The sequence below is a fragment of the Halomonas sp. A3H3 genome, assembly GCF_000982975.1.
In the GTDB taxonomy this organism is placed as follows: domain Bacteria; phylum Pseudomonadota; class Gammaproteobacteria; order Pseudomonadales; family Halomonadaceae; genus Vreelandella; species Vreelandella titanicae.
The window spans coordinates 2,608,986-2,622,147 of sequence record NZ_HG423343.1 but is presented as its reverse complement, the minus strand read 5'-3'; the positions used below and the strand labels follow the sequence as shown (position 1 = coordinate 2,622,147).

Genomic DNA, 13,162 nt, shown 5'->3' with positions numbered 1-13,162 from the left:
ACCACCCATGTTCCGCTCTCGAACCATTGCGCTGCTTTCGCCGCTGCTGCTTCTGAATCCTCTGCCCTATGCCTATGCTCAACAAACCAATGAGACCGCTTCAGAAACAGTTTCAGAAACATTGATCGTCACCTCGGATCGTCTAACCGATGTGGCTCCACAGAGCTATCGCGCCCAGCGCTCCAGCTTGGCCAGCAAACAGCCGGTATCGTTTCTGGAAGAAGCCCGCACGGTGGAAACCGTCACCGCCCAGGTGATGGCCGATCATAATATCGACAGCCTCACCGAGGCGATGGCGATGGTTGCGGGGGTGACCGAAGGCAATAATATGGGGGGTACCGAGGACGGCTTTATCAAACGCGGCTTTGGCAGCAATAGCGATGGTTCGACGCTGATCGACGGCATTCGCCAACCCCGCGGCACCTTTTCCATGGCGACGGTAGACCATGTAGAAGTACTCAAGGGGCCAGCCTCACTCTTTCAAGGCCAGCAGGATCCTGGCGGGGTAATCAATTTGGTGACCAAACGCCCTGAGTACGAGTGGCAGCGCGAAATCAGCGCCGAAGCCACCTCCTTGGGCGGCGGCAATGCCAGCGTCGATGTCACTGGCCCGCTTGCCGATACCGGCCTGGCGTTCCGCTTTATCGTCCACCATGAAGATGAAGACTCCTTTCGAGCCTTCGGTAACAATCGACGCACTATCGTTGCCCCCTCGCTACGCTGGGAAGGCAGCGACAGTCGCGCGCAGATCTCCTATGAGTATCGCGACTACGACCTGGACCTGGATCGCGGCACGGTGATTGTCGACGGTGAGCCCGCCAAGGTACCCAATGACCGCCGTTTCGATGAACCCTGGTCGCGGGTATTTGGTCACGACGAAGCGGTCACCGCCTGGTGGGAGCAGGATATCAACGACGACTGGTCGACAAGATTGACCTACGGCTGGAACCGCCGCCAGTACAGCGATGGCCAACCGCGGGTATTGCGTGTGAATGAAGACACCGGCGCACTAACCCGCCGTGCAGACGCCAACTACGGCTTTGACCGCCGTGTGCAATACACCGCCTGGGATACCACCGGTACCGCCACTCTGGCTGGCATGCGCCACGACCTGACTGTCGGGATTGATCACGAACGCCGCCGGGACTACGTGGGCGATGTGTATCGCGGTTCGGCGGTCACCGACCAGAATATTTATGATATGAGCTACGGCGGTCTTAATCTGGATAGCGATCGCCTTAACACCTCGCGAAGCAACCGCTTGGATGAGATTAATACGACCGGCGTTTATCTCAATGACCGTTGGCACTTCAACGACCGCTGGACGCTGGGGCTAGGCGGGCGCTATACCCGCTATGAGCAGTTTGGTGGCCGTGGCCGCCCCTTCGTGACCGCCACCGATATCAGCGACGATATTTTCCTGCCGTCGGTCAGCCTGCTGCATCGCCTGACTCCGGATACGTCGGTTTATACCAGCTATAGCGAAGCCTTTGTGCCCAATGGCGCCGACAGCGATACGGGCAAGACGCTGGATCCTGAGCACAGTATGGGCAGTGAGATCGGCGTCAAACACCTATGGAACGACCAGCTCTCGTTAGCCGCTGCGCTATTTGATATCCGCAAGGAGAATGTCGCCGTCTCCGACAACGGCGTCACCCGCACGGTAGGCGAAGCGGGCTCCCGGGGTGTGGAGCTAACGGTTTCCGGCCAGTTGACCGATCAGCTTTCGCTGTTAGGCGCTTACGCCTATACCGATACCGAGGTGTTGAAAGATACCGAAGGTACCGAAGGTAACCGGCTAACCAACGCCGCACGCCACACCGCAAGCCTTTACTTGGCTCACGACCTGAATACCGGCCCGGAAATGGGCAACTGGCGCTTGGGCGGCGGGGTACGCTACGTGGGTGAGCGCGAAGGCGATGCCGACAATAGTTTCCAGCTAGACGCCTACACCGTCGCCGATGCCTTTATCGGCTGGGACACGCCCTGGATGGACGACAACCTGCACCTGCAGCTCAACGCCAAGAATCTGTTCGATACTACTTACTACCCCTCAAGCGGCGGCAGCACGCGGGTAGTGGTCGGTGACCCGCTGGAAATTAGCCTGCAGGCGTCGGTTAAGTTTTGAACAACTTATCGCCTTTGTAGGCTTTAACCGGAGGTGGCGGCTGCCAAAGCCGGACGGCTAGCAACGGGGCGATATCGAGGCTGCCCCGAAACGGTCAAATAAAACGGGGGAATTGTTTGCTGCTACGTGCATTCGCAGTTAGCCCTGTTAAATCCTGGCCTACGCAAGCTTCGAAGCTGAACCACCAGCTACTTTAAACCAAGCAACGGTTTTAAGGCTGTTTTCAAATCCCTGGAATCAGGATTGTGATGAACACCGGTGCCAGCAGCGTCAACAAGAACCCGCTAACCAGAGCCAATGGCACCGCATCGGGCGAACAGGCCTGCTTGATAATCGGCAGAGTAGAGTCCAATGCAGTTGCCCCGGCACTGCCAATACCAACCTGCGGCTGATGCCGTCCCAAGGCGTAGAGCACCGTAATAGCAAGCAGTTCACGAAGCAGGTCTGTCATGAGTGCCATCGTTCCATACATTTGCCCAAACGCATCACCTATCATGACGCTAGAAAGCGTAAACCAACCGAAACCACTGGCAAGGGCTAAGGAGACCCGTAAGCTTTCACCAGTAATCCAGGCAGCCATCGCACCACCGACCAAGGAGCCCAGAACAACAAATAGGGGAACGGCCAATATCGACCACGATAACCACTGCACATTAAGTTTGACGTGTGTAAGGTCGATACCGACCAGAAGAATTAGCAGCAGTAGCATGGCACCGCTTGACGGAAACGCCAGCGCCCCCCCTAGAATGCGATCCTGTAGAAGGTAAAGCACACCGCCCAGCCCAACCATCACCAGGGCGATGAGGCACTCTTTAAGCGGCGGCCAAATATAGCTCAATCTGAATGGCTGACGCGCTTTGGCAGGGAGGCTTTGCCGACTGCTTTTAAGCATGAGAATGAGCAGGCATGGAAACACCGTGGTGCAGACTGCAAAAACAAACGCGGCCTTCATCACGATGCCTATCGAGCTTGCCGACAAAATCACCTCACCAAATTCGAATCCAATAAGGAATAGAAGCACCCAAACTAAAGGTGCTATCGAATGTAGAAGTGGCTTACGGAACTGGGTGGGAAGCAGTCTTCCAATCGCATACCCCGCAAGTAGCGCAATCAGAATCGGTAGCAGAGAAAACAGTATTTTCATATTCTTTGAACCATTGGTGAGAAATCTATAAGTATCATGCACCTATCGGCATCTTCTGCATCAACTTCAGATTTAACTATTGGTGATACGTAATGAGAGACCCGTGGGTCATGAACAGCAAAGCTATCCATGAATTCGCGTAGTTCAAACTTCGCACAGATATCTTCTTCAGCAACTTCATTCAGCGTCAGATTTCTCACGTGGGTAGAACCTATATAGTTCACACCGCCATTCGTGCTTTTTGACCGACTAACCAGATGAGCAAATGTAAAAGGTTCGCCATCTTGATGGAAACAGTCAGGCGAGCTTATACCGCGATTGTTGATCGAAGAAGATACTATTCTGACGAAATGTACGCCGAAATATATTGGAGATATCAAATCCCTCTCAGACCAGAAAGTATTTTCAAAATCTCTAATGACAAGTTCTGTCAATAGCTCAGTGGACTTAATGATGTCGCTCAATGCATAAAAGTAGCGTATGTTCTCATGCTCAGGATTATTGCCACCTTGATCATAGCCAGACATTCCGTGTCCTCGAGAATCAATTACCACGGGCATCCAATCCACCCCAGCGCCGCCCCGCCATGGAACGATCACTCCATTTCCATATCGCCTGAATCGTTGAACGCCAGGCGGCGCATAAGGATCTGGCTCTAGTGCCCTAAATTCTCTGTGAAGAAAAGCAATGTCTTCTTCACTGAAAGCGTGGTTCATAGAAAAGCGGGAATACCCATCCTTCACAAGACTTTCTCTGATCATTGTCTACCTCTTTTTTTATGAATTAACAGTTATTCTCTGCACAAGATTTAAGCGCCTTCTCATTTTGAAAAGGTGAACATCACTCCTCCAATCCCCCACAACAAACGCATCGAAAAGGCGATGAGCAGCACTCCCATTAACCGCTCGAACCAGTGACCAATACGCAGAAAACGCTCGCGAACAGGCGGGCTGGTGAACACAAGGCTGACCAACACGAACCAACCGGCATTGACCAGGCACATCCAGCCGCCATAAAACATTTGAATGCGCAATGGCGTCGAATCACTGACCACAGTCGTGAACACGGCCAGGAAAAACAGCGTCGCCTTGGGGTTGGTCGCATTGGTCAGAAACCCCAGCCCAAACGACTGGCGAAAGCTCCTTGCCCCTGCCTCGGCTCCGGCATCTAGCGCCAGCCCGGTTGTGTGCTTGCCTGCCTGCCGAATGAACGTGACGCCGAGATATAACAGGTAGGCTCCGCCCACCAACTCGGCCGCACTCAGTAACCAGGGGGTTGTGTGCATCAACGCGCCGACCCCCAGCAAGGTATAGATCACATGTACCGAGATACCGGCCCCAATGCCGACCGCCGTAGCGATGCCTAGACGCCTCCCATAGAGCACGCTCTGGCGAATCGTGACGGCGAAATCCGGCCCCGGCGCCACAACTGCAAGAAAGTGTATGGCGGCCAGGGCAAGAAATTCCCCCAGATAATCCGGTGTCATATCAACTCCAAAAGGAGAGCGGGGTCGCTGGGCCGCGATAACCCACGAAACAAGACAGGCTGAGTCGCATCCCTTCGGTGCCCGGTGTTACGGCGTGCATCTTGCGCGAGTTGAACAGGATCAGGTCTCCGGCCTCTGGGCATACCTCCAAAGTGGCCGCTCCCAGAAGCGTTGGATCAATGCCATAACTGTCACCTCGCATCTCATCGAAAGCCTCTGCAGACAGCTGCTGATCCCATATCTGCAACGTGCCACCCTCGCCGGGCATGGACAGATAGACGTTGGCAGCCATTTGCGCTTGTAAGCTACAAGCCTGAAAACTGTTCGGCGCGTCTTTGGCGAAGATATCGTGATGAGCCAGGAAAGTGACGCCTGGCTTAACAGCACGCGACAATCCGACATACATCTTTCGACCATATAGCGTTTGGAGCTGAGCACCTGCCGGCCATATTTCGTCCAATACACACCTGAGCAAATCGATAGGGGATACATAAGGTGCGCAGCGCTTCCTCAGTTCATTGATGTTGTCGAAAACACTCTCGAAATAATTAGCGATGAGCGGCGGCTGGTTCTCTGCTTCGTAAAAGGCCATCCCAATCCGGCCAATACTGGGTGCATTCAAGTATTTTTGAAGCCCGCGCTCCATGATCTGCTCGGAAAGCCTGGCGGCAATGTCCTTGTCAATAAAGTGACGTACACGAACCGCCAGAACTTCTTCACGCGCCAGCCTCTCGACCGCCCCCTGCTTTAAATCATCCAGCTCGATCAACATACTTCCCCCTGTTAATTATCTTTGCTGCCACTTACCGGATGGCAGGCAACGTTTATTGGCTCCTGTGACGTCACCGACATAAGCAGCGGGATCATGGCTAGATCATTGAATGTCGTACTGAACGATTAACTGGCCTTTCCTCAGGTTCGCCGACAATATCTGGAGGCCTTGCAGATCCGCCGTTGCCGCGACGTGAGTTCCGCCACATCCATAGGGTTTTAGTTCACCGAAGCCAACCTGGCGGGATTGCTTTTCGTCTACCTTGACCTTGCACGGGAGGTTGCGGGCGATCAGGTCTTCACAAAGGTTTTGTACCGTTTCCACATCTACGGCCTGAGCATCGCCAGCAGGTTTAAAGGTCACTCGCGCCTCTCCGGGCCAGTGGTGTGCCTTGACGGGCCGCCAAGCGAACGCTTCAAGTGCGTGACCAATTAGATGTCCAGCCGAATGCAGCCTGGAATGACGTTGGCGTTGATCGACATTCACCCTGGCGAAAGCTGAACCAGAGCCAACCTCCTGGTGGGTGTAATGGATAATATTCCCGTCCACCACTTCCACAGCGAACACTTCCGCTTCATCGATCCAGCCCACGTCTGCGGGTTGCCCACCTCCCTGCGGGTGAAAGGGAGTTGCATTCAACCGCACGCTATACTCGCCATCAGCCAATTTCTCGCAATATAGAACTTCAACTTCAGATTCCGTTATGCCGCCTTCCCAATACAACTTTCGCGTCATAGCTCGGCTCCTCTATCATTAATTATCAATTGTATTGATAAAGAGCGGCTGCGATAATCCAACGCAAATTCAAATAGTTTTTGCCTCATGAGCACAAATCAGATGGTCGCCCTGTTGGGCGAAATGGCGGTCTTCGTCAAGGTGGTCGAAACCGGCAACTTTTCAGAAACGGCACGCCAGTTAGGCGCAACCCCCTCGGCAATCAGCCGCTCGGTTGCCCGCCTGGAGAAGGCGCTGGGTACGCGGCTGCTCCAGCGCACGACCCGCAAACTGCGGCTAAGCGAAAGCGGGCATGAGGTTCATAGACGTTGCGTGGACATGGTGAGCGCAGCGCAGGCCGTGATGGCCGTTTCTGGGCAGTTCGACCCAGAACCACAAGGTCTAATACGAGTCAGTGTACCGAAGGCGGTAGGACGTTTTGTCATCCACCCCCACATTCCTGACTTCCTGGCGCGTTATCCCAAAATCGACGTTCAGTTACAGCTCAAGGACAGCTACGTGGATTTGATTGATGATCAGGTGGATTTGGCAATCCGCATTACCGATCGCCCTTCACCGGGTCTTATGGGGCGAAAACTCATCGACATCGACCATATGCTGTGTGCGACGCCGGCATATCTAGAGCGTCAAGGTGCACCTGCGCACCCGCACGATCTAAAAGTGCACAATTGCATTTTTCTGGGCGAGGAGCCCGGTGATTCCCGCTGGAAATTCCAGCGCAACGGCAAGAACGTGAGCGTCAATGTGCACGGTCGCTATGCGGTCAATCACACTGGTGCAAGGCTGGATACGGTCTTGCAACACCTTGGTATTGGCAGCTTGCCGTACTTCACTGCTCGCCATGCGTTGCAGCAGGGACATATCGTCCAAGTACTTCCGGAATGGGAATTCAAGACCCATTATTATTGCGGCGAGGCCTGGGTGCTTTATCCACCAACTCGGTATCTGCCACCAAAACTGAGTGCTTTTATCAGCTTCATGGCCGAGCGACTGGGCCAGGAACCCACTTTGTATAAAAAGCCACCCCAGGAACTACTAGAGCTATCGTCCCCTCCCTACGAATCGCCTGAGGCGTCCTTTTAGTAGTCGGCAACCCACTGGAAGTTAGCCTGCAGGCATCGGTTAAGTTTTAAGTGTTAATTTCTCGGCGTGACAACTTGCTCTTAATTAGCCTTTGTGACAACTTTCATACATGAGAAAGATATCATGGACTTAACAGCAGGAACGCGCCGATGAAATGTACCGCATGCCAACAAGGGAACTTAGTCCCCAGCTTTATTGATGCTCTTTTCCGTAGCCATACTTGCGATAACTGCGGCGGCAATTGGATCTTGATTGAAGACTACATTAGTTGGAAAGAACGTCACCCCGAACACGTATTTGATGATACTGGTGTCGAGAGCGTTGAGGCGGAAGATACGGGTAGGCGCACTGATTTGCCCAGTGACCGGCGGCATTATGAGCAAGTTTCGAATCGCCAAAGATAATGCTCATCGGATCGACTATAGCGCTCGTGTAGGCGGCGTGTGGCTGAATAAAGGCGAGTGGGAAATGCTGGTTGCTGAAGGACTTGCAGGTAACCTTAACAGCATACTGACAGACTCCTGGCAAAAGCGGATACGTCAGGAAAAAACCAGTGACACCTTTGAGCAGCTCTATCGCAGCAAGTTTGGTGATGCTGACTACCAAAAGGCCTGTGACGTGCGTGAGTGGCTGCACAACCACTCTCAAAAAGCCGACTTACGCGCTTTCTTAATGGCAGAAAACCCTTACTCGGCTGTTGAGTGAGTGCTTTTAGATAAATGATTAGTCAGCCGCTGATAACCAGCGGCTGATTTTTAACAATTAAGTATCTCCAATCAATAACTCATGATTAATGTTCGGGTAGTTCTTCCAGCAACATTAACCATCCTCCGACCTTACCTTCCCCCATTGACCAACCCCCTCCGCAATTAAGCTTAATTGACGCACCACCAAGGCACCGGTCTCTTCGTTGCCTCCGGTTAGTTGCCGACGTTGGAACTCACGCTTAATCGCTTCCCAGCGCTGTTTTTCTTCCTCGCTCAAGGTGCCTCTAAGCTCTTTCAGCTTGAGTAGATTCTCTTCGGCACCCTGGGTGAGTAGTTGCGCTTCGCCGACATAGTGATCATCAATAATGGCTTCGAGCTCGTCGTCGCTAAGGATCGGTGACATCTTCTCTGCCAACCGATTCATATTGCGGTAGCTGCCCTGTAGGCGGAATGACGGCTCCGTCCGGTACTCGTCAGCCTGGGCGCTGGAGGCGATATACTGCTGATTCACGCGCAGCACCACTTCTCGGGCTTTAAACATATTCTTCAGCACCGCCACGATCTCTTCGCGCTCTGCGGCACTATAATCGTGTTCAAAGTCGGTGCTTGGCACCTCGCGACCCATGGCGATATCCACAAAGCGGTAGAAATCTTCCATGCCACGTGTGGCCAAAGAGGCGAGCACCGTATTGGCACTCATGGCGTTCTCGATGTAGGAGAGCGCAAACACCTCTTCCATGCCGCTTAATACATCACCCAGGTTATAAACGTCGGCGCGGTTAGCCAGCATGTCGGGCACTTTGAACACGTCGCCGCTTTCGGTGTAGGGGTTACCCGCCATCGCGATGCAGAAGCGCTTACCGCGCATATCGTAGGTCTTGGTGCGCCCATTCCAGATACCGTCTACCCGACGGCTGCCGTCGCATAGCGAGATAAATTTCTGCAAAAATTCCGGATGGGTATGCTGAATATCGTCAAGATAGAGCATGACGTTGTTGCCCATTTCAAACGCCAGGTTCAGCTTGATCAGCTCGGCCCGAGCGGTGGAGTGCGTGGCGGCCTCAGGATCCAGCGAGGTCACATCATGGCCAAGGCTGGGGCAGTTAATCTTCATAAAGATCAGCCCCAAGCGGTTCGCCACATACTCCATAAGCGTGGTTTTACCGTAGCCGGGCGGGGAGATCATCATCAGCAAACCGCTATTATCCGTTCGCCGCGTATCGCCTACCGTGCCCATCTGCTTGGCCAGGTTATCGCCGATAATGGGCAGGTAGCTTTCGGTAATCAGCTTGTTGCGCACAAAGGAGTTGAGTGGCTTCGGCAGGTACTCTTCGAGCCGCAACCGCTCCCGCTGCTCGCGTAAAATCAGCTGACGACGCTCTTGCAGTGCCGTCCAGTCGCGTATAACGACCTGCTCGTGATGGCGCAGTCGCTCCTGAAAGTCATCGAGCTGAAGCGTGAGCTCCTGTTGTTCAAGACGCCCATGCTGGCCCAGTAAGCCGGTAACGTTGAAGGCTAGCTCGACATTATGGGTGGAGGTGCTTAGCCGGTCAGCCGTGTTAAGCATGGCAATCGCTTCGGGCAGGTAGTGCAGCAACGCCTCTTGCTTGGCTTGCCCCGCGTGGGCCTGCAGCCAGTGGGAGGTGATCACCCAGCGGGCGCCGGGGTTACCCGTAACCACCGCCAAAGCCTCTTGAAAGTGTGCGTAGTGGCCCTGCTGCTGCATGGAGGTAGTAAAGCTCTCCACCAGGCTTGCGGCGTACTGGGTGACCGGAAAACGTTCGCCCTCTTCAGCCAACTGGCGCACTAGAAAGTCTGTGGCACTGCTGATATGACTCACCGAGCACTTGATCTGCTGGGCCGACAAAAAGGCGCCAAGCTGCGGTTGTACTTCCTGAATCAAGGCCCGCAGCAGATCCTCGTTATTCATAATGCGGCAAAGAATGCCCGCCGATAGACAGCGAGCGCGAAGGTTACGGGTCGCCTCTTCATCATGGATGCGGTCAGCCCAGAACAGCATCGCCAATGCCCGCGGCAGTGGCCCAAACCCTAGCAAACCAGCGCTTTGGCGAGCCGGCCACAGGGTGCGTACGATTAATGCAGCATCGTGGTCGTGAATGCCTTTTTCGTAGCTTTCGCGATAGCGCGGCGAAGCAAAATTGGCAATCTGACGCTGAAGCTCGCTGAAATCTTCCACATTAACCGGCTTAGCACCGGGCTGCGCTAGCTCGCCCATAAAGCGATAGGCAAGATACTCGGCGCGATAGACCGCAGAGCTTTCCGAAGGCAGCAGCATACTCCAGTAGTCTTGCAGTTCGGTCAGCCGCTCATCTTCCAGCGGCTCGTAATACTGGGTGCCCGTCAGGTGCAGCATGATTCGCTCTTGGCGCGGCACCAGGGTTAAGTCGAGATGCTGCTGGTTGACGCTGAAGCGGTGCCGCGGGCCTAAGCGAATGACGTCGCCACCGGATTCATAGATATCGGAACGGTCACGCACGCTACGCATGGCGGCATCTTGAGAGGAGCGCAGGCGTCCGGCGATATCGTCCGCCTCAAGATTGCCGCCCATATTGCGCAGCTCATCGACCATGCTGCGCACTTTGGCTACCATGGCATCCGCTGCGAAGAAGCTATGCAGCTCTTCCAGGGTTTCAAAGCGCTCTGTGCGCCGCTCCACATTGGCCAGAATCCGCTGGCTGGCGTCCGTTAGGGTAGAGACACGACGTTGACGTTCATCCTGCAACTGCTGGCGGCGTGCTTCGATACTCTCGTGGGCACTTTCACGCTGTTCGAGAATGGTGGTCAAAAATTCATCAAATTCACCGAACTGACTCTCCAACTCCTGGAGTTGGTCGAGTATGCGGGTCATTAGCTGATCGCAGTCGTCGGGCTCCCGCAGCGCACCGACACCGTTGGCCAAGCTCTGCTCAAACAGGCGGATCTGGGCTGCAAACTGCGCCTGAGCCTCTGCGCTCCCCTGCTCTCTTAAACGGATCTCCGCTTCGGAGCGCTGCTGATTAATCGAGGCGTAGATGCTGGAGATGTTCTCGGTGATCCGCGTCTGTTCGATAGCATCACCGCCGGACATCGACGACAACAGCCCTTGAATCATATCCAGGCCCGCCGTCAACTCGCGGTAACGCCCCACGCACTCTGCCAGCTGCTGGCGATTTTCCGCTTCGCCCACCTGCTCTTTCAACGTCGCCAGGGTTTCCCGGTAGCCGTCCAAGGCTTCAGGCTGGGCAAGAAAGCTGAAGGTCTGCTGGGTAAGCGACTGCTCCGCTTTATCCAGCGCTTGCTCTAATGTTTGCAGGCGCTCCTCATCCAGGTAGCGGCGCTCGCGCAGCGCCATTAGTCGCCCACGATGGTCGCGTAAGTGTTTCAGGTAGGTAACGAATAGGTCGGGGGTTTTCCAACTACTGGGCTTGAGCTCCCGCAGCAGCGCCGCCTGCTGTTTCTCAACCTCGTCTAGCGCCTGGGCTGTCTGGGCACGAATCGCCTGGACTTTCTCATACTCATCGAGCATCAGTTCAGCGGTGTGCTTTAGCTGTTCAAGCGCGGCGTGAATGGTTTTAAAGTCAGCTTCACCAATCCAGTGGAACTGGTTCAGCGTGCGGTCGACCCGACGAATGATGGCGTTAAAGTGACGCTCGGACGCCTGCTGCTCGTTAGCGAGCTGCACAATGCTATTGAGCTCGGCAATACCGCGCACCAGATCAGGGTTGCCGATTCGGCCTAGTGGCGTGTCGTTGCGCACCGCGTCCTGGGCATGAAAACGCTCCGACATAAAGGGCGTCGCCCATACCTGGATAGGATGCACCAGCGTAGGCTCGTCTTCAGCGTAAAAAATCGCTAGGTGACCGTTTTCAAGTATCGCCGCCCCGTGCCCCACCATGGGGGTATCGACCTGCTTGCGGATCAAGTTGTAGCGATAAAGCACCACCTGCCCGGTTTGCGGCGCGTAGAAAGTGTAGAGAACATCTTCGCCGTTTGGCGAGCGCACCATGCGCTTGAAGCGCAGGTCTTCCTCGGGTACTTCGTAGGTGGTCAACTCACCCGTATTCAAGTAGTAGCCTGAGGGAAAAATCAGGCCGTGGTTTTCCGGCAGCTCAACCACCGAGCCCGCCATGGCATCAACACGTTTAACGTGCTGCTCAGCACGGTTGAAAAGGTAGTAGCGCCACTGCTTCTCATTGAAGGGCAAAATGCGAATCAGCACCACCGCACCAAGATCAGCATATTCAAAAGAGGCATCATCCAGCGACTGGGAGTCTGACTCCACCGGGTCGGTAAAGATACCCTCGCCGCTGCTGGTGTTGTTCTCAATCTTGAAGGTAATGTTGCCGCGCAGGTTATCCACGAAGACGGTATCAAGGATATTCAGATGGGGAGCACGACCCTGCTCCTGCATATCCCGGCCTGCTGTCTGCCAGGGGAAAGCAAAGCGGTCAGGAAAGATCAGGTCGCGCTCGCCGCGATTATCGATATAGCGGCTCACCTCACCGCTGGCGGCTAACTCCCAACGGAAGACGCGCAGGTCGCTTAGTTTTTCACCGATTTGAAAAGCAATTAGCAGCTTATTGTTAAGGGTGACCAGTTGAACCAGCGTGGCATGGCTGTAGTATTTCTGGAGTTCTTTGAAATCCTGAACAAAGCGGCTCTCGGTGAGGAAGCTATTCGCCATTGGCGCTTCACTTAACTCAAGCCCCTCTTCATCATCTTTGAGGTGGTAGAGCGCAAAAATATCGCTCGCTTCCAGTTCTTTGCGCAACCCTAATTGAACATTAAAGCCAAACAAAATTTGCTCGCCAATGCGTACCATATCGCGAGCAATGGCGTTATTTTCGGTTCGAACACGGGCCCTACCCAAAAGCGCCATGCTACTGCTACCGAAAACGTCAGCGCGGGCGTCATTCAGTTTACTGATCGACGCACCCAGTTCGCCGCCCTGGGTTCTCAAACGCCGCTGTATCGTCTCAAATGCGGTGCTTTCTCTGACGATATTTTCAACCGAAGCGTGCTCCTTCGACATAGTATTCATCCTGAAAAGTGCTCACTAGAAATAGCAAAGACCGCAATTGGCTGACAGTTGCGGTCTTAGGCTTTC

10 protein-coding genes are annotated in these 13,162 nt (G+C 54.4%); 4 read left to right on the top strand and 6 right to left on the bottom strand.

Features of this window, described 5'->3' with window-relative positions; genetic code table 11:
- Nucleotides 1–7: 7 nt before the first annotated feature.
- Nucleotides 8–2,128: a TonB-dependent siderophore receptor gene (locus tag HALA3H3_RS11630; RefSeq protein ID WP_022521739.1), complete on the top strand. Its 2,121-nt coding sequence runs from the start codon at nucleotides 8–10 to the stop codon at nucleotides 2,126–2,128.
- Between the two features lie 223 nt (nucleotides 2,129–2,351).
- Here HALA3H3_RS11630 and HALA3H3_RS11625 read toward each other — a convergent pair whose 3' ends face one another.
- The 5 genes from HALA3H3_RS11625 to HALA3H3_RS11605 form a co-directional block, all read right to left on the bottom strand.
- Nucleotides 2,352–3,314, bottom strand: coding sequence for a LysO family transporter (locus tag HALA3H3_RS11625; protein ID WP_199105068.1), 963 nt, complete (start codon nucleotides 3,312–3,314; stop codon nucleotides 2,352–2,354).
- On the bottom strand, nucleotides 3,269–4,033 hold the full coding sequence (locus tag HALA3H3_RS11620) for a 2OG-Fe dioxygenase family protein (protein ID WP_022521737.1): 765 nt from the start codon (nucleotides 4,031–4,033) through the stop codon (nucleotides 3,269–3,271). Before HALA3H3_RS11620 ends, HALA3H3_RS11625 begins: the two co-directional genes overlap by 46 nt.
- Before the next feature lie 59 nt (nucleotides 4,034–4,092).
- On the bottom strand, nucleotides 4,093–4,758 hold the full coding sequence (locus HALA3H3_RS11615) for a LysE family translocator (protein ID WP_022521736.1): 666 nt from the start codon (nucleotides 4,756–4,758) through the stop codon (nucleotides 4,093–4,095).
- 1 nt (nucleotide 4,759) lies between these two features.
- Complete coding sequence (locus HALA3H3_RS11610) at nucleotides 4,760–5,530, bottom strand: 2OG-Fe(II) oxygenase (protein WP_022521735.1); 771 nt, start codon at nucleotides 5,528–5,530, stop codon at nucleotides 4,760–4,762.
- 102 nt (nucleotides 5,531–5,632) lie between these two features.
- Entirely contained in the window at nucleotides 5,633–6,265 is a 633-nt protein-coding gene (locus HALA3H3_RS11605) for a serine-tRNA(Ala) deacylase AlaX (protein WP_022521734.1), read from the bottom strand.
- An 87-nt stretch (nucleotides 6,266–6,352) separates the two neighbouring features.
- Between HALA3H3_RS11605 and HALA3H3_RS11600 the strand changes: the two genes are divergently transcribed.
- The 3 genes from HALA3H3_RS11600 to HALA3H3_RS27360 all read left to right on the top strand — a co-directional run bounded on the left by HALA3H3_RS11600 (nucleotide 6,353) and on the right by HALA3H3_RS27360 (nucleotide 8,053).
- Nucleotides 6,353–7,348: a LysR family transcriptional regulator gene (locus HALA3H3_RS11600; RefSeq protein ID WP_053856966.1), complete on the top strand. Its 996-nt coding sequence runs from the start codon at nucleotides 6,353–6,355 to the stop codon at nucleotides 7,346–7,348.
- Between the two features lie 149 nt (nucleotides 7,349–7,497).
- Nucleotides 7,498–7,752, top strand: coding sequence for a TFIIB-type zinc ribbon-containing protein (locus HALA3H3_RS27365; RefSeq protein WP_022521732.1), 255 nt, complete (start codon nucleotides 7,498–7,500; stop codon nucleotides 7,750–7,752).
- Entirely contained in the window at nucleotides 7,724–8,053 is a 330-nt protein-coding gene (locus HALA3H3_RS27360) for a TFIIB-type zinc ribbon-containing protein (RefSeq protein WP_022521731.1), read from the top strand. The genes HALA3H3_RS27365 and HALA3H3_RS27360 overlap by 29 nt, the downstream gene beginning before the upstream one ends.
- 114 nt (nucleotides 8,054–8,167) lie before the next feature.
- Here HALA3H3_RS27360 and HALA3H3_RS11590 read toward each other — a convergent pair whose 3' ends face one another.
- Nucleotides 8,168–13,087 carry a DNA repair ATPase gene (locus HALA3H3_RS11590; protein WP_022521730.1) on the bottom strand — a complete coding sequence of 1,640 codons (4,920 nt, stop codon included), beginning with the start codon at nucleotides 13,085–13,087 and terminating at the stop codon, nucleotides 8,168–8,170.
- Between the last annotated feature and the right edge of the window lie 75 nt (nucleotides 13,088–13,162).